The sequence below is a fragment of the Lysinibacillus sp. KCTC 33748 genome (assembly GCF_002237755.1).
Lineage (GTDB): Bacteria > Bacillota > Bacilli > Bacillales_A > Planococcaceae > Lysinibacillus.
On the sequence record NZ_MWSJ01000022.1, the window covers coordinates 21,757 to 43,261 of the forward strand.

Here is a 21,505-nt window from a genome sequence, read left to right on the forward strand (position 1 = left end):
TTCATTCGCCTCTTCCCAAACAGTAAATAGTAGATGGAATTAGCAATTGATAAATGAATATGCATTCATTATAAAGCAAAATACTATTTTATCATAGAAAATTTACATTTTAGCTCGTTATATTTAAAAATCCCTTATTTTACGCAATAAAATCTTTCTATACTGTACTTAAATCATCATATTTAGTTTTTCATAAAAATACCCCTATTGAGAACTTCCTATCATGCGAAACATTAGTCAGAGCGAGTTTTATCAGTCTTTACAAATCGGGCATTTACAAGTAGTTAATCTATAAACTTATTTGATAATTTCCATAGAAAAAAACTCCCTCACACATTGAGTGTAAGGGAGTAAAAGCTTGTACTATTAGTCAACGTAGTGGTCAGAACCGAAGAAGTTACGGAACATTTGCACTGTAGTTGCACGGTTTAATGATGCGATAGATGTTGTTAAAGGAATACCTTTTGGACAAGCAGCAACACAGTTTTGTGAGTTACCGCAGTTTGCAAGGCCTCCATCACCCATGATCGTATTTAAACGTTGGTCTTTAATCATTGCACCAGTTGGGTGAGTATTGAAAAGACGCACTTGTGATAATGGTGCAGGTCCGATGAATGAAGCTTTTTCAGACACGTTTGGACATGCTTCCATACATACACCACAAGTCATACATTTAGATAATTCATAAGCCCATTGACGTTTACCTTCTGGCATACGTGGACCTTCACCTAAATCATAAGTACCATCGATTGGAACCCATGCTTTAACTTTTTTAAGTGCATTGAACATACGTTCACGGTCAACTTGTAAGTCACGAATAACTGGGAAAGTTTTCATAGGCTCAAGTTTAATTGGCTCAGTCAATTGGTCAACAAGTGTTGAACAAGATTGACGTGGGCGTCCATTAATAACCATTGAACATGCACCACAAACTTCTTCAAGACAGTTCATATCCCATGCAACTGGTGTTGTTTTTTCACCATTTGACATAACCGGGTTCTTTTGAATTTCCATTAATACAGAAATGACGTTCATACCATGACGGTAAGGAATGTCAAATTTCTGCCAGTAGCCGTTGCCACCTTGTGTATCTTGACGTAAAATTTCAACTTTGACCATTCTTCCAGTATTAGCTGCGATATTCATAATTCTTAGTCTCCTTTCGCAGAGTAATCACGTTTACGTGGTGGAATTAATGAAACGTCGACTTCTTGGTACGTGATAATTGGATCACCAGTAGTTGGGTCAAATTTCGCCATTGTAGTTTTTAAGAACTGCTCATCATCACGGTTCGGGAAATCTGGTTTATAGTGTGCACCACGAGATTCGTTACGTAATAATGCACCTTTTGTCATTACTTTTGCTAGGTAAATCATATTTTTCAACTGACGCGTAAAGTGAGCACCTTGGTTACTCCATTTTTGTGTATCATTGATGTTAATGTTTTCCCAACGTTTTTGGAATTCATCAAGTTTATTCAATGTATCTTGAAGTTGATCGTTGTAACGTACTACTGTCATAGTAGCTGTCATCATTTCGCCAAGCTCTTTATGAAGTAAGTAAGCGTTTTCTGTGCCATCCATTTTCATGACAGCATCCCATTTTTCTTGCTCTTCTTTTACGCGAGCATCATAAATTTCTTGCGGAAGATCTTCAGCATGCTTTTTAAGATGTTTAACGTAATCTACTGCATTTGGTCCAGCAACCATACCGCCATAGATAGCAGATAATAATGAGTTCGCACCAAGACGGTTTGCACCATGTTGAGAATAATCACATTCACCTGCTGCAAATAGACCAGGAATTTCAGTCATTTGGTTATAGTCTACCCATAATCCACCCATTGAGTAGTGAACTGCCGGGAATATTTTCATTGGTAATTTACGTGGGTCATCCCCTACGAATTTTTCGTAGATCTCGATGATACCACCTAGTTTAACGTCTAATTCATGCGGATCTTTATGAGAAAGATCTAGGTATACCATGTTTTCGCCGTTAATACCAAGTTTTTGGTTTACACAAACGTCGAAAATTTCACGTGTTGCAATATCACGTGGTACTAAGTTACCATATGCAGGATATTTTTCTTCTAGGAAGTACCAAGGTTTACCGTCTTTGTAAGTCCAAATACGGCCACCTTCACCACGAGCTGATTCTGACATTAGACGGTTTTTGTCATCTCCAGGAATCGCTGTTGGGTGAATTTGAATGAACTCACCATTCGCGTATGAAGCACCTTGTTGGTAAACGATAGAAGCAGCAGAACCTGTATTAATTACAGAGTTTGTTGTTTTACCGAAGATAATACCAGGGCCACCAGTCGCCATAATAACAGCGTCTGCACGGAATGATTTGATTTCTTCTGTACGCATATCTTGCGCTACGATACCACGACAAACGCCGTCAGGATCGACTACTGCACCAAGGAATTCCCAGTGCTCATATTTGTTCACTAAACCAGCTACTTCGTGAGAGCGAACTTGCTCGTCTAGTGCGTATAGTAATTGCTGACCCGTTGTTGCACCTGAGAAGGCTGTACGGTGCATTAAAGTACCACCGAAACGACGGAAGTCAAGAAGACCTTCTGGTGTACGGTTGAACATTACACCCATACGGTCCATTAAGTGAATAATACCAGGGGCTGCATCACACATACCCTTAACTGGTGGTTGGTTCGCTAAGAAGTCCCCACCGTATACTGTATCATCAAAGTGGATCCAAGGAGAATCCCCTTCACCTTTTGTATTTACCGCACCATTAATTCCGCCCTGCGCACATACAGAGTGTGAGCGTTTTACAGGAACTAATGAGAATAAATCAACTTCAGTACCAACTTCAGCTGCTTTAATCGTTGCCATCAGACCAGCTAAACCGCCGCCGACAACAATTATTTTGCTTTTCGCCATGATTATTTCTCACTCCTCTTAAAAAATTGCAATGATTGCATGTACTCTATAGTAGCTTCTATAAAATTAAACGAAAGCTAAAATAGCAGCCACACCAACTACACTTAGAATTACGAAAATAATGTTTGTTACATAAGTAGCAATCTTTTGAGACTGAGGAGATTGTACAATACCCCAGCTTACTAAGAATGCCCATAAACCGTTAGATAAGTGGAAAGTTGCTGATATAATACCAACGATGTAGAATCCAAGCATGAATGGATTAGAAACGATCTCCGCCATCATGTCGTAATCAACTTCTGCACCAAGTGCTTTTTGAATACGAGTTTGGAAAATATGCCATGCAATGAAAATCACTAAGAATACACCTGTGAAACGTTGTAATGAGAACATCCAGTTACGGTATGTGCTGAAACGTCCTGTATTTGGTGTAGCAGTGAATGCAATGAAGACACCATAAAATGCGTGGAACATTAATGGAATATAGATGACAATCCATTCAACTAGGATAAGGAATGGAATCTTTTCCATATTTGCGGTAGCTGCGTTGTAACTTTCTGCTCCGCCTGTTGCTGTAAAGTTAATTAACAGGTGCATCGTTAAAAACAGACCTACTGGAATGATACCAAGTAGAGAATGTAAGCGACGCCATAAAAACTCTCGATCTTTCGACAAGACTGTTACCCCCCTTAGTACTTAAAATATCACAACAAAAGAAGTCATCATTTTGTAACTGATACTTCATTGACTGTGTATTTCATCATGGTACAATATTATGACATGTTTATTGTACTCTCAAGAGCTACGAGCGTCAAGGCAACTAAGAGTTTTTCGTATTCCTTATTAAAGTAATAATCTAGTACATGATGCATCGTTTTTTCTCGAAAAATCTATCTTTACTTTATCAGTGTCGAATTATAAGAAAATTCTAAGAAAGAAGGATTTAAATGTTAAACACTTCATCACCTACAATCTCAGCTTTTGGCTATGAGATAATTCGCGATTATATTTTATCTTCCATTCTTGGTAAACATGAAGGTGATGTTCTTTACTGGGCAGGAAAAGACCTAGCACGGAAGTTCCCATGTAAAAGTCAAGATGAACTTATCGCATTTTTCGCAGATGCCTGCTGGGGTAATTTAGAGCTTGTCAAGGAATCGAAGGATGGACGTACATTCCAGTTGACAAATGATCCAGAACTGTTACAAATCGGTCTTCGTAGCTTTAGACTCGAGGCAGGATTTATAGCTGAACAAATCCAGCAAGCAAAAGGTTACTTAACCGAATGCTATGATGAAAAACGTGAAAAGCAACAGAACGTTACATTTACAGTTAAATGGGACGTCAAGGAACGAATCATGAACACCGTTCCTTCAGAATAAAACGAAAAGGATTGTCATTCCAAATTTATGGATGACAATCCTTTTAATATTTATAACAGGGCATGTCTTTCTTTTAAAAGTACATCTATTAACGAAATAAACGCTTCTAAAATATTTAGTGAGTATTGAATCATTTCCTCTAAGTTTTTGATTGACAGTTCATTCACTAATTTTTGTGCAGCTATATGTACTAATTCATGAGGTTGTTCTATATGAAGATATTCTGGTAAATTCCGATATTCTTCAAAATGGCCATAATACCATTCCCCAAACTTACATTCATGATGCGTTTTTATAATTTCTTTATGGCCAGCCTTTTGTATAGCATTTCTTAAAAAGCTTGCATGATCCATTAACCTTGCTGCCAATTGGCTAACTACCGTTTGCTCTTTGGGCTTACGGATTGTAGGGGCGATAACTTTTAGCATTTCAGATACTTGATTTTGTATTATATCCGAGAAATCACTAGTATGAGATAATTCCGTCGTTGTTTCTGCTAAACGTCCTACAGCTATTACATTTCCTTCTGATGCGACTGTTATTTGATCAATGCCATGTGCTGTTTCTTCAATATTTTTACTTGTTACAGTCAAATTAGTAATATTGTTCTTCATGATACTTAAAAAGTCCGTTAAATAATGTTCGACTTCTTTGATATTTGTTATTGTATTATGTAATTTCTTATCAATGACTGATCGAATCTTCGTCATTTCTTGCAATGAACCTTTCGAGCTGTTAGCTAACTTCCCTACCTCCATCGCAACAACATTAAATCCTTTTCCATGCTCACCAGCACGTGCAGCTTCTATAGAGGCATTTAAGGATAGTAGTTGTGTTTGATCAGCAATCCCAGTTACACCTTTTCCGATTTCATCCATTTTAGTTATTTCATTATACAACTGCTCTGTTGAATGAGCTCCTTTAGACAGCAACTCCTGAACCAGTTCACCTTTTGTAATGGACGATTCCATTTCCTCTACAAGGAGTATTGAATGTTGTTTGATTTCTTGAATGTTTGCATTAACATTTTGCTCAACTGCAAGTATCTCTTCTGTATTTGACGACATTTCTTCACTCATTGCTGAAATATCCCCTACACTTGCTGAGACATTTTGAACCTTTAAAGCCGTTTGAAAATTAATTAACTTCATATGTGCAAGTACAAAGTCTAAAATCGCATTTTTCACATCAATACTGTCCTGCTCAAGTTCTAATTCCAGAATTCGCTTTTTTAATATTTGTATTTCTAAATCGTTGTGTTGCTCAACGCTTTCATCCACTGGCTTTTGAAACAAACCGAATAACACCATATTAACTCCCACCTTCCCCTTGGAAAAACATGTAACAATTTATTATATAATAATAAAATTAGATAAAGTATGAAATTAATGTAAACAAAAAAAGATGTGCCATTTAATGACACATCCTATTCAATATTATATGTAAAGCGCTTGTTCTAAAATCAATTATGCCTCGGAATAATTGCGTCCGGAATCGGTTTTGAGCTTAGGCCAGCAGATGTTTTTTGTGCGGAAGCGCAGTGCTAACGTAGCGTCAGCAACACGAGGGCCGACACGATGTCGGTCATTTCGGTAATGCCACAGGACGTGGCGTTCTTAGACTGAGTTCCTTTATTTCAGCAAATGTTTGGATACCCTCTAAAAAGTGACTTAAAGGAGATTTCTGTACCTGTCGCTACGCTTTCGGAGACATTTGCTGAAAGAGGTTAAATTCGTCATGTAATGCATTTGCTGCACGAATCATTTCGTCCTGAGGAACAACGACAGACACTTTTATTTCAGAAGTACTTACCATTTTCACAGGGATATCTTCACGGCGTAAACGATCAAACATACGGGCAGCCACCCCCGGATTAGATGCCATTCCTGAACCAATAATAGAAACTTTCGCTAAACCGATTTCAAAATCAGCAAAACTAAACCCTAGTGATACTTTACTATCTTCTAGGACACGTAATGCATCAGCGAACTCCTCTTTTAAAATAGTAAATGATACAGTCGGCTTTAAGCCATCAATTATTGCTTGTACGATTATATCAACGTTTATGCGATTTTCTGCAAGTATTGTGAATATATCTGCTAACGAAGCATTAGAATAAGCATCATACCCTACCGTGAGGCGAATAACGTCTGACTCATAGGCAACACCACGGACAATTAAATTTTTCTCCATTTCAACTTCCTCCTTCAATAAAGTACCTTCTGTATCTTTTTCGCTTGACCGAATGGTAACTGGGATTTGAAACTTCTTTGCTATTTCTACAGCCCGTGGGTGTAAAATTTGTGATCCTAAGTTTGATAGCTCTAGCATTTCATCATAGGAAATTTCTTTTAACTTTTGTGCCCCAGCAACCTGACTTGGATCAGCTGTATAAACTCCATCCACATTCGTATAAATATCTACGCGCTCCGCCTCTAAAGCTGCAGCAATAGCTAAAGCCGTCGTCTCCGCACCACCTTTACCAAGCGTCGTAATATTCCGTGAATTATTGATTCCCTGTCCCCCTGCAACGACGACGATTTTTCCCTGAGTAAAATACTCTTCTATTCGACTAGCTTCTAGCCCATCAATTCGTGCATTACCATACACCTCATCGGTTTGAATACCTGCCTGCCAGCCTGTTAATGACACTGCATCATAACCTTCTTCCTGCAAAGCAATTGCCACTAATGCACATAATAGTTGTGAGCTTGTTGACAATAGTACGTCTAGTTCACGTTTAGACGCATTGTCTGATAGATTACAAGCCATCTTTGCTAATTCTTTAGACGTCCCTCTCATTCCTGTAGTGACAACGACAATATCAAAACCACTTTCCTTTTGTGCAATCACCTTTTTTGCAACATCTTGAATGTGTTCAGATGATGCTAATGCAGCACCACCAAATTTCATCACAATTCTCTCCATCTTCATTCTCCTTCGTATTTAATCATTTCGCTGATTATAAAGTAGCTATAATTTTGCAGCTTTTCACAAAAAACATCGCAAAAGCAAATAACACCCTTCAACTCTTAGGTAAGAGTAACAGCCTTGAAAAAATGTTGTTTCGAGGAATCTAAAAAGGCAGCTCTCACATAACGTGAAAGCTGCCTATAACATGTACAATAAAAGTAACTTGCGCATGTGTGATAGCTCTCCGAAACGTTTAGAATCGACAGTCTTACATCTCTTAAATGTAAAACCAGCACAACATCGGAAACAACGATGCTCCACTTCGGCAAGTTCCCCTTTCATACATTTTCACTGGACTTGTTCGTCCTCGTATGTACTACTCTTGAACCTTGCACCTCTATCATCACTAAAAAGTGATTGTATTTAATTGAATCTTAGCGAAGAAATTTCCAATTTAATAAGTAGAAACTACTTAAAAACTAAGATGCTGTGTATGACATTGCTATATTGAATAGCTATGTTATATACAAACCTTAGCATACGTCTAATCCTTTGACAATGTCTCTTGTATAAAATCAATTTCGCCTTGGCGTAATTGTAGCTACGACTTTGCTTTCGCTACAGATAAACAATGCGTCTGAAATCGGCTTTGTGCTTAGGCCTGCAGATGTTTTTTGTGCGAAAGCGTAGCGACAGCAACATGTTTTTGTCTGTGCGAAAGCGTAGCGACAGCAACATGTTTTTGTCTGTGCGAAAGCGTAGCGACAGCAAACATGTTTTTGTCTGTGCGAAAGCGAAGCGACAGCAACATGTTTTTGTCTGTGCGAAAGCGAAGCGACAGCAACATGTTTTTGTCTGTGCGAAAGCGAAGCGACAGCAACAACACGAGGGCCGACAGGTTGTCGGTCATTTCGGTAATGCCACAGGACGTGGCGTTTTTATCGATGAAGGTCAGTTAACCGTTATCGCACGGATGCGATGGTTTTAGGCTAACATCCCCTGTGAACTCTTTTCCGATTCCGTGAGATCCGCCGGAGGCTCTATTTTCATTCAGCAAATGTCTTTTGTACCGAAAGCGTAGTGACAGGTACAGGCGTTTGGACACCCACCGAAAAGGAATTCCATCTACATTCATCTCACTTACCCTTCGGATGTAGTGTTTTCTTCTGAATGAAAATAAGTGTGGATATTGCTAGCTAGACTTGCTGGCATCCCCGCTTCCTGTAATGCTTGCACACTTGCCTCACGAATTTTTTTGACAGAGCCAAAATGCTTAAGTAATTGCTGTTTTCGCTTTGGACCAACTCCCTCTATTTGATCGAGAACAGATTGGATAGCATGCTTCTCGTGCTGCTGTCGTAAGAAAGTAATAGCAAAGCGGTGTACTTCGTCTTGAATTCGTTGCAGTAAATAGAAGCCATCACTTGTGCGCTTTAATGCAATTACTTCAGGTGGATCACCAAATAGAAGCTGAGACGTATTATGCTTGTCATCTTTTGATAATCCGGCAATTGGAATGACAAGGCCGAGCTCATCCTCTAATACTTCCCGCGCGACTTCCATTTGCCCCTTCCCGCCATCAATTAGTACTAAATCTGGTAACGGTAGACCTTCCTTTAATACTCGTGTATAGCGACGACGGATCACTTCCTGCATTGCCCCGTAATCATCGTGCTTAGCAGCTGTACGTGTTTTGTATTTTCGATACTCCTTCTTTGCAGGTTTACCATCGATAAATACAACCATTGCAGATACAGCATCTGTTCCATGCATATGACTATTATCGAAAGATTCGATCCGTAAAGGCACAGAAATGCCCATAGCTTCACCGAGCGCCTCACATGCTCCTATTGTTCGTTCTTCCTGACGTTCAATAAGCTGGAACTTCGCTGCAACAGCAATTTCAGCATTTTTAATCGCTAAATCAACAAGCTCTTTTTTTTGCCCACGTTTTGGTGTTAGTACCTTCACTTCTAATAATTCCGTTAAAATATCCGCATCAATAGATTGTGGGATAAAAATTTCTTTAGGCTTGATATGCTCTAGCTTGTCATAAAAGCGCCCAACGAACGTTAAAAATTCCTCTTCTGCCTCTTGATAAATCGGAAATATCGAGACATCTCGCTCAATGAGCTTTCCTTGACGGACAAAGAAAACTTGCACACACATCCAGCCCTTCTCGACTGCATAACCAAATACATCGCGGTTAGTTGTATCACTTGATACAATTTTTTGCTTTTGCATGACTGTATCAATATGTGCAATTTGATCGCGAAATTCCTTTGCACGTTCAAACTCTAAATTTTCTGCGGCCGCTAGCATCTTTACCTCTAGCTCTTTTTTTACTTCTTCAACCCCACCATTTAAAAATTTTGTCATATCTTCAATCATATCGTTGTAAGTGTCAACATCAATCTCTTTCACACAAGGAGCTAGACATTGCCCCATGTGATAATATAAACAAACCTTTGAAGGAAGTTGTACACATTTTCGAAGAGGATATAAACGATCTAGCAGCTTTTTCGTCTCACTTGCTGCATACGCATTTGGATAGGGACCAAAATACTTTGCCTTATCCTTTTTCACTTTTCGTGTTGTAATAAGTCGTGGATGTTTTTCATTTGTAATTTTTAAATACGGATACGTTTTATCATCCGTCAACATAACATTGTATTTCGGGTCATGTAGTTTTATAAGATTAAGTTCTAAAATTAATGCCTCGATATTGGAGGATGTCACAATGTACTCAAAATCTTCTATTTCGCTTACAAGTCTCTGTGTTTTCCCTTCATGCGTACCAGTAAAATACGAGCGTACTCGATTTTTCAGCACTTTTGCTTTCCCGACATAAATAATAGTACCTTGTCGATCTTTCATCAAATAGCAGCCAGGCTGATCTGGTAAAATTTCAAGCTTTCGTTTAATTAAATCATTCATCGCCTACCTGCCCCCCTTTTTGTTAAAACTAGCGTTCGTTCCTTTTTATAGAGCTTTGCACACCACATTGCCCTATCCATAGCTCTCCCTTTATTATATAACGAAAAAAAGCCAAGCACATCTATTGATGGCTCGACTCTTTTTTTCTAATAGATTAAGCGTGTTTTGCGATAAATGCTTCTAACGCTTCTTTTGGTTGGAAACCAACAGTTTTGTCTACTAATTCACCGTCTTTGAAAAGTAATAAAGATGGGATAGACATAATTTGGTATTGCGCTGCAGTACCTTGGTTGTTATCTACATCTACTTTTACAATTTTAGCCGCACTACCTGCAGCATCCATTTCTTCAAGAACTGGTCCAATCATTTTACAAGGTCCGCACCAAGCAGCCCAAAAGTCTACTAGTACTAACCCTTCTTTAATATCATCTTGGAAAGTTGCATCTGTTGCATGTACAATTGCCATTTGAAATCCTCCTTAAACTTACTATGTTTGTAGTATAGCATGGATAAATTCTCTTGAGCGAACAATCTGCCTAGTATGCTTAATTTATGAAAATTCAGGTCGAATAAGACATTAAGTTCATTTTTAGTGTAGCCTAATTTTCTTGAAAACGACCTTTAAAGACATAGGTTAACGTAATAAAGAGATAAATAGCTAAAGTAATACCTGTTATGATAATAGATGTTGTAAAAATAATACCAATTAGAATCGCACTTAACGCAATAATAGCTATCCAAGTTGTGTAAGGGAACAATTTTACTGCATAGGTACTTGTTTTTTCTGGCTGTTTTTTACGCGATTTAAGATGTGCAATCGCAATAATTAGCCAAATAAATAACACGGTATATCCAAGTGAACCCATTAGGAAATCAAAAGTTCTGCTTCCCGCAAATAAAGAAAATATTACAGCTACATATAAAGCGAAGGTACACATTAATATGGCATATACCGGAACTTTTCTTTTTGATAAATATGCAAAGATTTTAGGAACACGCCCGTCTACAGCTTGTGTATACAGAACTCGCGATGAACCATAAAGCCCCGAGTTCATTGACGAAATAATTGCGAGTATAACTACAGCGTTCATAATATGGTCAGCACCAGGAATCCCAACCATTTTAAAGACCATCACAAACGGACTTTCCGGCACCCCATTTACTTCATTCCAAGGAATCAAGCTAACGATAATAAAGAAAGGAACTAAATAAAAAGTTACAATACGTACTAATGTACTGCGGACAGCTTTTGGCACTACTTTTTCAGGATTTTTCGTTTCAGCTAATGTAATACCAATAATTTCAGTACCACCATAAGAGTAAATAACTACAAGCATTGCAGAAATCAATCCCATTGATCCGTTCGGGAAGAAACCACCATGTTCCGTTAAATTAGAAAAGCCAACAGCTGTATGATTACCAAAAGTAACAAGCAATAAAATTAATCCCGCTATAATGAACACCACAATAACGGTAATTTTAATCAACGCCAGCCAATATTCAGTTTCAGCAAAGACTTTCACTGATAACAAGTTTACGGCTGTAACTAACACCGAAACAGATAATGCAAGTATCCAAATCGGGTAATCTGGCAACCAATATTGAATAAAAATGGCCGCAACTATAGATTCTGCAGCAATATTCAACACCCACATTTTCCAATAGATCCAATCTAGGAAATAAGCTGGAAACTTTCCTAAAACAGCTTGCACTAGATCTCTAAATGTTCTGGCTTCGCTATTACGGACTGCCATTTCTGCTAAACCTTGCATAACAAACAGCAGGATAATCCCACCAATTAAGTACGCAATAAGTACTGATGGCCCTGCCATATCAATAGCTGCACTACTTCCTTTAAATAACCCTGCACCAATGGCACCACCTAAAGCCATCATCGTAATATGCCGTGAGGTCATCGTTCTTTTTAATTTCTGATTGTCGTTTTCCATTTCCTTACCTCCTAAAATCAACAAATGCGCTATAGCGCTCGTTTACATCCGTCAAGCGCTGGAGAGCCCGAAGCAAAAGTAAGCGCTCCTCCACTTTTTCCCGAGGGATCGAAGCGACCTCGAGGATGTAGCGTTTAGCCTAGACAAAAAAAGGCATATCGTCTGTTCCTTCATTAATAAATGAAAGAAGAGACGATATGCCATAAGCAAACCGCGGTACCACTCTAATTGGTTCTTTTAGAACCCTACTTAAAAACCTAGTAACGAAGGTTAACCGTCCAACAAATAGAATATTCTGCAAATTCTATTTATCTTACCGCTCATAGGCAAGTTCAAAGTCTTATTGGACTGCGTTGCACCAACCCGCAGCTCTCTTCACCAAATAATGAGCTTTTACTACTCCTAATCTTTGCGTTTCTTTTGAATAAAAATCAATTATGCCTCGGCATGATTCCGTGACATCCGCCGGAGGCTTTAACTTATTTCAATGAGTGTTTGATCCGCTGAAATAAGTTAAATTAATATTCATCACTATACGTTCTAAAATTAATTATGTCAACATTTTATTTTGCAATAACTTTAAAAAGTCGAAAAATTCAACAAAAAAAGCAGGGAAGATACATCCTCCCTGCACATTTATTATGCGTTCACTTTTAACGCTTTAAATTCTTCGATTAGAAGAGGCACTACTTCAAATAAATCGCCTACGATACCGTAGTCCGCAACTTTGAAAATATTTGCCTCTGGATCCTTATTAATAGCAACGATTACTTTTGAATTTGACATTCCCGCTAAATGCTGAATTGCTCCAGAAATACCTGCTGCAATGTAAAGGTCCGGTGTTACTACCTTACCTGTTTGACCAATTTGAAGTGAGTAGTCACAATATTCAGCATCACATGCTCCACGTGAAGCTCCAACTGCACCACCAAGTAAATCCGCTAGCTCTTTTAATGGTTCAAAGCCATCCTCAGACTTTACGCCACGACCACCTGCTACAACAACTTTTGCCTCTGAAAGATCGACACCCTCAGAAGATTTACGTACAACCTCTTTAATAATTGTACGAAGGTTTGTAATATCTACAGTAAGAGAAGTGATGTCACCAGATTTTCCTGCTACTTTTTCTAATGGCGCAATATTATTTGGACGAACTGAAGCTAAAACTATGCCGTCTTTTACTTTCACTTTTTCAAAAGCTTTACCAGAGTAAATTGGACGGATGAATACAACATCATCACCAGTACCTTCCATAGACGTTACATCAGATACAAGACCTGCTTGTAATTTACTTGCAATTTTTGGTGATAAATCTTTACCGTTTGCAGTATGACCAAACACGATACCTGCTGGCTTTTCTTCCTCAATTACAGCTAATAAAGCTTGACCATAGCCATCAGATGTATATTGTTTTAAATGTGGATGCTCCACCGTTACAACACGGTCAGCACCATATTCAAATAATGGACCTGTTAAACCTGCTACGGCATCTCCTAAAAGAACACCAACAACCTCACCGCCATCAGCGATTTGCTTTGCAGCCGCAATTGCTTCGAAAGAAACATTACGTAAGCTTCCTTCACGAACTTCACCTAATACTAATACTTTTTTTGACATAGTATATTCCCTCCGTTACCCTTTAAGATTCGATTTGTGTCATCAGATGACTTAAACTACTTTTGCCTCTGTATGAAGTAGGTTTACTAGCTCTTTTACTTGAGCTGAAAGTTCGCCCTCAAGAACACGACCTGCTGCCTTTTGAGCTGGTAAGAAAATATCAACTGTTTCTACCTTAACTTCTACATCATCTTCATCGATATCTAAATCATCTAACTCAAGTTCTGCAAGCGGTTTCTTCTTTGCTTTCATAATCCCTGGTAAAGATGGGTAACGCGGCTCGTTTAAACCTTGTTGAGCTGTTACTAAAAGTGGTAAAGATGTCTCGATCACTTCTGAGTCACCTTCAATATCACGTACAATTTTCGCAGATGTGCCATCAATTTCAAGCTTTGTAATTGTTGTAACATAGTTAATGCCTAGTAAATCTGCAACACGGGGTCCTACTTGACCAGAGCCTCCATCAATTGCAACGTTTCCTGATAAAATTAAATCAGCGTCTTTATCTTTTAAATATTCAGCTAAAATATATGCAGCTGCATTTTGATCTAGTTCATCTAAATCGTCTTCTGTATTAATCAGAACCGCTTCATCAGCACCCATTGCAAGAGCTGTGCGTAATTGCTTCTCTGCATCTTCGCCACCAATTGAAACAACTGTTACTTTACCGCCAGCAGCGTCTCGTACTTGAATAGCTTCTTCAATGGCATATTCATCGTAAGGATTGATGATGAATTCTGCGCCATCCTCTTGGATTTTACCACCCGACACAACGATTTTTTCTTCTGTATCAAACGTACGTTTAATTAATGCAAAAATATTCATATATCCATACCCCCTGAAACGATTTTTATTTCTAAGTAAACTTATAAATATTATATATTTTCAGTGTCGATAACGTCGATAACACTCTTTCAAGTCGCTATCGACACTGATGGAATATTATTTACCAGTAAACAAAGGCTCGCGTTTTGCAATAAATGCTTGAATTCCCTCTTTTGCATCTTCCGAAACGAATACTGTACCAAAGGATTTTGCTTCCGCCTCAATCCCTTCATAGAATGAAGCATGCTTTGCATATTGCAATGTTTGAATAGCTGCTTTTAAAGCAACCGGACTCTTCTTCGCAATTTTCTTTGCTACCTTTAACGTTTCTTCTAATAATGCTTCATCTGTAAATGCACGATTTGCTAAACCCCATTGTACAGCTTCTGTACCAGAAATCGGCTCACTTGTGAACATCATTTCTGCAGCTTTTGCAACTCCTACATATCGTGGTAGACGTTGTGTACCCCCAAAACCTGGAATAAGACCTAATTGTAATTCAGGTAGTCCTAATTTCGCAGATTCTGTCACAAAGCGCAGATGACAACTCATCGCTAGTTCAAGTCCCCCGCCTAGTGCAGCGCCATGAATTGCAGCAATAATAGGTTTAGAGAACGTTTCAACTCGTTCAAAAACTTGTTGACCATTGCTCGCTAGCTTTGAAAATTCATCACCAGAAACAACCTCTGTAAACTCTTTAATATCTGCACCTGCTGAGAAGAAACGACCTTCGCCATGAAGTACAAGGACACGTACAGTGTCATCATTTTCTACTTCATCTAGCACAGCATTTACTTCGGCGATGATTCCGCGAGATAATGCGTTTGCTGGTGGGCGTGCAATTGTAATAATCGCTACTCCATCCTCTGCTTTCCAACTTAGAAATTCCATTTCTCCACATCCTTTTAAGCTTTAATACCGTTCAAGATTAATGCCTGAACTTTTGGAACCTGTTCTATCAAATCATATCGATATTCATTCATGACCCACGACGTAATGGTTTCGTCAATGGTTCCAAACACCATTTGACGCGCCAAGCGCACATCCATCGTTTGATTGAACTCACCTGATAGCATACCTTCGATTAAAATTTGATCCAGTAATTTTAAATACTCTCTTAACACCGAATTAATCTTTAGTCGTAAATCTTTATTCGATTGTCGTAGTTCCAATTGTGTGACGGTTGCTAGATATCGATCAGTCGCTAGAACATTAAAATGATTTGCGATCATTCGTGAAAGTTTGTCCTTAGACGTACTTCCATTTTCTATTATATCTTGTAATGACTCTACAAAAACAGCCATTTTTTCATTAAAGACAGAAATTAATATATCTTCTTTATTTTTAAAATATAAATAGATTGTTCCATCGGCCACCCCTGCCTGTTTAGCAATCTTCGATACCTGTGCTTGGTGATACCCATTTTCTGCAATAACGATGACAGCTGCATCAATAATTTGCTTATACTTTGGCTTATCACGTTTCACTTTTATATCACCACCTAAAAAAACTTGCACACGTCCCATTCATGCTGATGTATTGTGAAGGATGTGACGTGTTAACCTAAAAAAATATGAAAATATGAATGGTCATTCATTCATATTTTCATATTATAATTTACAACTTTGCTTGTCAATACTTTACCACGTATTTATTTTGCTTCTTTATTCACCAATTTCGTTTTTTCTTCGTCTACTAACGAGCGACGCAAAATTTTCCCAACAGCCGTTTTCGGTAGCTCATCTCTAAACTCATAATAGCGCGGAACTTTGAAAGCGGCTAAGTTTTGACGGCAATATTTATTTAATTCGTCTTCCGTAATCGAATATCCTTCTTTTAAAACAATATAAGCTTTTACTGTTTCTCCACGATACGGGTCTGGTATGCCCGCAACGACACACTCTTGGATTTCCTCTCGCTCATATAGTACTTCCTCTACCTCACGAGGGTAAATATTAAAGCCACCTGCGATAATGATATCTTTTTTACGGTCAACTACATAGAAATAGCCTCCCTCGTCCATATAGCCTAAATCGCCTGTTAAAAACCAGCCATCTACGAACGACGCTGCCGTATCTTCAGGGCGATTCCAATAACCTTTCATAACCTGTGGTCCCTTTACAGCTATTTCTCCTACCTCACCGACTGGAAGCACCTCTGTATCCCCTGTACGTAAAATTACTGAATCCGTATTTGGCCAAGGTAAACCAATTGAGCCCATGACACGCTTTCCCCAAATAGGTGTAGCATGTGTGACAGGAGAAGTTTCTGTTAACCCATATCCTTCTACAAGCTTTCCCCCTGTTGCCGCTTCAAATTTCTCTTGCACCTCTACTGGCAATGAAGCAGAACCACTTAAGCATGCTTTTATAGACGATAAGTCATACTTTGCAATATCCGGGTGATTTAATAGACCAATATATAAGGTCGGTGCACCTGGGAAAAGAGTCGGTTTTTGCTTATCTATCGTTTTCAACGCTGTCTCTGCATCAAACTTTGGTAATAACACCATTCTATTTTGCGTGAAAACGGATAATAACATAACAGTAGTCATACCATAGACATGGAAGAATGGTAGGATGCCCATAATGGTTTCCTCTCCATGTATACATTTATACATCCATGTATCACACATCATTGTATTAGCAATTAAGTTTTTGTGGGTTAGCATCACACCCTTAGGAAAGCCAGTCGTTCCACCTGTATATTGAAGCAGTGCAATGTCCTCTTCAAAATCAAATGGAATATCAATCATTTTGATAGGAGCGGAGCGCATAATTTCTGTGAATAAATGATTTTGACCACTATGTTCAACCTTGACACTAAAACCGTACTGCTTTTTTTGAATATATGGATAGACCAAATTTTTAGGAAATGGCAAATAATCTTTAATAGCTGTGACAATTACATTTTCAAGCGCAGTTTCTTTGATAATTTTCATAACACGTGGATACAAAATATCCATCAATAAAATTACTTTCGCACCTGAATCAGCCATTTGATATTGAAGTTCACGCTCAGTATAAAGTGGATTTGTTTGTACGACAATCGCTCCAGCATACATTGCCCCGTAGTAAGCGATTACACTTTGTGGTGAGTTTGGTAGCATAATCGCTACTCGATCTCCCTTTTCCACCCCAAGGGCTTGTAAATAGTTTGCGAACCTAAGCGCTGACTCATATAACTCAGTATACGTCAAATCCTTTCCCATAAAATGAATCGCAACTTTGGATGGATTCTTTTTATAGGCGCGTGTCAAAAACTCTTGCACAGGAATTTCCTCAAACGTTAAAGACGATGGTACTTCTTCAGGATAATTTGATAGCCATGGTTTTGTTGTCATACGTCCTCTCCCCTTTGTTCCAAACTTTGTAAACTCTTATTTTAATTATAATGAAAAAGAAATACTCTTTCAAACATAAAATAGAAAATAAATGCATTTACGATTAATTATTATGCATTTAACAACATTTATATAACTGTATTTCTTGGGGTTTGGATCAATGCGCTTTATGAATACTCATTCACTCTTACTTTTTTTATACTCAAGACTGAGTTCATATTTCTATATTCGAAAAATAATTTTTTATTGCTAACTTTTTAGATAGATGAAGGAAACTTAATAGATGTTAGTAGTATTCTGCGATGGTTTGATATGAGGTTGATGTAACTTATGATTTTTTCGGGGGTATTATTTATTAATGCGATGACACACTCAACTGACCGCTTCCTCTCCGGACCTGTGCAGTTCTTAACTCATCTAAGCAGTTTTCGAAGCTACTCTAGACATTTAGAAGTAAGTACTTATCGCTGTGGCTTTTCTTTCCGTTGCTTTGACGGTTCTATCCACGATTTTGACTGTTCTATCCACGATTTTGGCTGTTCTATCCACGATTTTGGCTGTTCTATCCTTCACCACGGCTCTTCTTTACTTCACCCTAGCTCTTCTTTCCGTCACCCCAACTTCTTTCCATCGCCCCAGCTCTTCTTTCCGTATCTAGACAACCGAGCAGCAGTTCTTCTCTTCACCCTATCAATATAAAAAACGCATCCTCATAAAAGGATGCGTTTTTTGTTTAAACGGTCATCATATAATAGACACCGACTGCCAAAAATGCGATGCAGACAACGATTAGTACTTTTGCTAATTTTTCCATGTCATTACACTCCTATGCAATACTTGCCCCAATAACAAACGATAGACCGACTGAAATGGTAAAGGAAATGAAGCCGACTGAGCGATTGTCATTTGCGATTTCTTCATCGACATTAAAACGTGGTGTCATAAATTCAAATAAGAAATATGCAACAATTAGTAATGTAAAACCAAAAAGGCCCCAGCCAATCATTTCACTTAAAGTGCTATGGCGCGCAATGGAAAAGCGAAAAATATTACAGATTCCTAGTATTTTCCCACCTGTTGCGAGTGCCACAGCGATATTACCTTTTTTAATTTCTTCCCAATTTTTATATTTCGTAACGACTTCGAACAATGCCATCGAGACGACTAAACACAATACGACAACACTAAAATATCCTGCCGTTTCGATAATTGGATATCGCCAAAAGCTAGAATTCAGCATTTTCTCCGTCCCCTTTACAGCTTATTTCAATTCCACAACTGTGACGCCTAAGCCCCCCTCGCCAGCTTCACCAAAACGGAAGGATTTTACACGCTTATGCTTTTTCAAATAGCTTTGAATTCCTTGACGTAGTGCACCTGTACCGACACCATGAATAATTGATACACGCCCATAGTTAGCAAGCAAGGCATCATCAATATATTTTTCTGTACGTAAAATGGCATCTTCATATCGTTCGCCGCGTAAATCTAATTCTAATTTTACATGGTTGCTGCGATTTTTTACACCAGCCATACGTTGCACAGGTTCTTTTTCTGGTTTAATGTACTCTAGGTCACTATCTGCGATTTTCATTTTCAAAATGCCCATTTGGACAACCCATTCGGAATTCGATACTCTTTCGAGCAATGTTCCCCGTTGTCCATAGCTTAACACCTTTACCTCGTCCCCGACAACTAAGTTTTGTGTACGGGCCTTTACTTGTGCTGCTTTTTTCAACACTTTGTTGTTTTCAAGCGGTGTAACTTCTTCCAATCGTTTACGAGCTTCGATGAGTTCATGCTCCTTAACAACTTGGTCTGCATTTTTGCGCATTTCTCGAAGCTCCGCAATAATTGATTCTGCTTCTCTCTTTGCTTCATCAACAATTTTACGTGCTTTTTCTTTCGCTTTTTTATCGAGTGCCTCTTTGCGGTCTTCGTAAGCTTGTAGTTTCCCTTGTAGCTCTTTGCGTAAGGCTTCAGATTCTATCATTAATTCATGTGAGCGTTCTGCATCATCTTCTGATTGACGACGAGTTTCTTCAAGCGAAGCAATCATGGACTCCACCTCATGGCGATCTGTACCTGTAAAGCTTTTCGCACGGTCTATAATCGACTCAGGTAAACCTAGACGACTTGAAATTTCAAATGCATTAGAGCGGCCTGGTACTCCGATTAGTAGACGATATGTTGGGCTCAATGTCTCGATATCGAACTCTACACTCGCATTTGCTACTCCTGGACGATTATAGCCGTATGCTTTTAGCTCAGGATAGTGCGTCGTTGCCATCACGCGGGCACCGCGACCATGTACTTCATCTAAAATGGAGATGGCCAGAGCCGCCCCTTCCTGAGGATCTGTACCGGCACCTAATTCATCAAATAGTACGAGTGATTCGTCATCAAATTTTTGTAAGATATCTACTATGTTGACCATATGGGAAGAGAATGTTGACAGTGATTGCTCAATTGACTGTTCATCTCCAATATCCGCGAAAAGCTGTTTGAAAACAGCAAGCTCTGAACCATCAAGTGCAGGCACTGGTAAGCCAGCCTGTGCCATTAATGTACACAATCCAACTGTTTTTAACGTGACAGTTTTACCACCAGTGTTTGGTCCTGTAATGACAATTGCCGTTATATCTTTCCCGAATTCAATATCGTTAGCAACGGCCGTTTCAATCGGTAATAGCGGATGACGTGCACGCACAAGTCGAATGTAGCCATCGTTATTCATTTTAGGCATTGTACATTTGTTCGCTTGACCGTACTTACCTTTAGCTAAAATGACGTCAATCTCGCCTAGTACTTTTACTAAGTTAAATAGATCTGGAGCTACTTCCTCTACCATCGCACTTAATGTAAGTAAAATGCGTTCAACTTCAGCTTGCTCTTTCATTTTTAAGCGATGAATTTCATTATTCGCTTGAACAACCGAATCTGGCTCGATAAATAATGTCTGACCAGAAGATGATTGATCATGCACAATTCCACCATAATGATGACGGTATTCTTGCTTAACAGGGATAACGAAGCGATCATTTCGAATCGTTACAAGTGTATCTGAGAGCATTTTTGAAGCATTGCTCCCGCGTGTAAGGCTTTCTAGCTTAGATCGTACTTTAGCTTCCTCAGCGCGCAAAGATTGGCGAATCGATCGCAACGTTTGGCTTGCAGAGTCTAGCACTGAGCCGTTTTCATCAATACAGTTATTGATTTCATGCTGCAAGCCCGTCAAAACAGGCATTGCTTCCTTTTTGGCGATGAAATGAGGAATATTAATCACTTCTTCTGATTCTATATCTTCAATAAAATTACGAAGAATTCTACTTGCTCGAATCGTACTTGATACTTCCATTAATTCTACCGCTGAAAGCATGCCCCCGATTTGTGCACGCCTTGCAGCTGGTCGTACATCAAAAATCCCACCCATTGGTACATTGCCTTTAACACGTAAAATGGATAGTCCTTCGTCCATTTCTTCTAATAATTGAACAACCTTTTCATAGTCTGTCTGTGGTACAAGTTCATCAACGGCAGATTTACCGATTGAAGAAGTACAGTATGTAGCCACTTGCTGACGTACTTTATCATATTCTAGTGTTTTCAATGCGCGTTCTGCAATCACTGAGA

The 21,505-nt window shown here is 38.7% G+C and carries 18 protein-coding genes, 1 riboswitch and 1 other annotated feature; of the genes, 2 read left to right on the forward strand and 16 right to left on the reverse strand.

Going from position 1 to position 21,505, the window contains the following annotated elements; translation table 11 throughout:
- Window positions 1–366 precede the first annotated feature (366 nt).
- The 3 genes from sdhB to B1B04_RS20150 all read right to left on the reverse strand — a co-directional run bounded on the left by sdhB (window position 367) and on the right by B1B04_RS20150 (window position 3,581).
- Complete coding sequence (gene sdhB, locus B1B04_RS20140) at window positions 367–1,146, reverse strand: succinate dehydrogenase iron-sulfur subunit (RefSeq protein ID WP_079563159.1); 780 nt, start codon at window positions 1,144–1,146, stop codon at window positions 367–369.
- A gap of 5 nt (window positions 1,147–1,151) precedes the next feature.
- On the reverse strand, window positions 1,152–2,906 hold the full coding sequence (gene sdhA / locus B1B04_RS20145) for a succinate dehydrogenase flavoprotein subunit (RefSeq protein WP_079563160.1): 1,755 nt from the start codon (window positions 2,904–2,906) through the stop codon (window positions 1,152–1,154).
- Between the two features lie 66 nt (window positions 2,907–2,972).
- Entirely contained in the window at window positions 2,973–3,581 is a 609-nt protein-coding gene (locus tag B1B04_RS20150) for a succinate dehydrogenase cytochrome b558 subunit (protein ID WP_079563161.1), read from the reverse strand.
- 272 nt (window positions 3,582–3,853) lie between these two features.
- On the opposite strand from B1B04_RS20150, the gene B1B04_RS20155 reads away from it, so the two are divergent.
- Entirely contained in the window at window positions 3,854–4,288 is a 435-nt protein-coding gene (locus tag B1B04_RS20155) for a YslB family protein (RefSeq protein ID WP_079563162.1), read from the forward strand.
- A gap of 50 nt (window positions 4,289–4,338) precedes the next feature.
- On the opposite strand, the gene B1B04_RS20160 is transcribed toward B1B04_RS20155, so the two are convergent.
- Both B1B04_RS20160 and B1B04_RS20165 read right to left on the reverse strand, forming a co-directional pair.
- Window positions 4,339–5,598 (reverse strand): methyl-accepting chemotaxis protein, encoded by a 1,260-nt coding sequence (locus B1B04_RS20160; RefSeq protein WP_079563163.1) that lies wholly within the window; start codon window positions 5,596–5,598, stop codon window positions 4,339–4,341.
- A gap of 385 nt (window positions 5,599–5,983) precedes the next feature.
- Window positions 5,984–7,216, reverse strand: coding sequence for an aspartate kinase (locus tag B1B04_RS20165; protein ID WP_079563164.1), 1,233 nt, complete (start codon window positions 7,214–7,216; stop codon window positions 5,984–5,986).
- 214 nt (window positions 7,217–7,430) lie between these two features.
- Window positions 7,431–7,609, reverse strand: a riboswitch (Lysine riboswitch).
- A gap of 328 nt (window positions 7,610–7,937) precedes the next feature.
- On the opposite strand from B1B04_RS20165, the gene B1B04_RS20170 reads away from it, so the two are divergent.
- Complete coding sequence (locus B1B04_RS20170) at window positions 7,938–8,189, forward strand: hypothetical protein (RefSeq protein WP_079563165.1); 252 nt, start codon at window positions 7,938–7,940, stop codon at window positions 8,187–8,189.
- Between the two features lie 152 nt (window positions 8,190–8,341).
- Here B1B04_RS20170 and uvrC read toward each other — a convergent pair whose 3' ends face one another.
- The 11 genes from uvrC to B1B04_RS20220 all read right to left on the reverse strand — a co-directional run bounded on the left by uvrC (window position 8,342) and on the right by B1B04_RS20220 (window position 21,500).
- Window positions 8,342–10,138 carry an excinuclease ABC subunit UvrC gene (gene uvrC, locus B1B04_RS20175; RefSeq protein ID WP_079563166.1) on the reverse strand — a complete coding sequence of 599 codons (1,797 nt, stop codon included), beginning with the start codon at window positions 10,136–10,138 and terminating at the stop codon, window positions 8,342–8,344.
- Window positions 10,139–10,292: 154 nt separating this feature from the next.
- Window positions 10,293–10,604, reverse strand: coding sequence for a thioredoxin (gene trxA / locus B1B04_RS20180; protein ID WP_004226420.1), 312 nt, complete (start codon window positions 10,602–10,604; stop codon window positions 10,293–10,295).
- Window positions 10,605–10,737: 133 nt separating this feature from the next.
- Window positions 10,738–12,087, reverse strand: coding sequence for an amino acid permease (locus B1B04_RS20185; protein WP_079563167.1), 1,350 nt, complete (start codon window positions 12,085–12,087; stop codon window positions 10,738–10,740).
- 185 nt (window positions 12,088–12,272) lie between these two features.
- Window positions 12,273–12,506 (reverse strand) — a binding site (T-box leader).
- Window positions 12,507–12,726: 220 nt separating this feature from the next.
- A complete protein-coding gene (locus B1B04_RS20190) occupies window positions 12,727–13,704 on the reverse strand; it encodes an electron transfer flavoprotein subunit alpha/FixB family protein (RefSeq protein ID WP_079563168.1) in 978 nt (325 codons plus the stop codon).
- 51 nt (window positions 13,705–13,755) lie between these two features.
- Window positions 13,756–14,529: an electron transfer flavoprotein subunit beta/FixA family protein gene (locus tag B1B04_RS20195; RefSeq protein WP_079563169.1), complete on the reverse strand. Its 774-nt coding sequence runs from the start codon at window positions 14,527–14,529 to the stop codon at window positions 13,756–13,758.
- 117 nt (window positions 14,530–14,646) lie between these two features.
- On the reverse strand, window positions 14,647–15,420 hold the full coding sequence (locus tag B1B04_RS20200) for an enoyl-CoA hydratase (RefSeq protein ID WP_079563170.1): 774 nt from the start codon (window positions 15,418–15,420) through the stop codon (window positions 14,647–14,649).
- 14 nt (window positions 15,421–15,434) lie between these two features.
- Window positions 15,435–16,016, reverse strand: coding sequence for a TetR/AcrR family transcriptional regulator (locus B1B04_RS20205; protein WP_079563171.1), 582 nt, complete (start codon window positions 16,014–16,016; stop codon window positions 15,435–15,437).
- 164 nt (window positions 16,017–16,180) lie between these two features.
- Window positions 16,181–17,872 carry an AMP-binding protein gene (locus B1B04_RS20210; protein ID WP_079563172.1) on the reverse strand — a complete coding sequence of 564 codons (1,692 nt, stop codon included), beginning with the start codon at window positions 17,870–17,872 and terminating at the stop codon, window positions 16,181–16,183.
- Window positions 17,873–18,319: 447 nt separating this feature from the next.
- Window positions 18,320–18,445: a hypothetical protein gene (locus B1B04_RS26495; protein ID WP_276207772.1), complete on the reverse strand. Its 126-nt coding sequence runs from the start codon at window positions 18,443–18,445 to the stop codon at window positions 18,320–18,322.
- Between the two features lie 253 nt (window positions 18,446–18,698).
- Window positions 18,699–19,112 carry a DUF350 domain-containing protein gene (locus B1B04_RS20215; protein WP_079563173.1) on the reverse strand — a complete coding sequence of 138 codons (414 nt, stop codon included), beginning with the start codon at window positions 19,110–19,112 and terminating at the stop codon, window positions 18,699–18,701.
- A 21-nt stretch (window positions 19,113–19,133) separates the two neighbouring features.
- A complete protein-coding gene (locus tag B1B04_RS20220) occupies window positions 19,134–21,500 on the reverse strand; it encodes an endonuclease MutS2 (protein WP_079563174.1) in 2,367 nt (788 codons plus the stop codon).
- Between the last annotated feature and the right edge of the window lie 5 nt (window positions 21,501–21,505).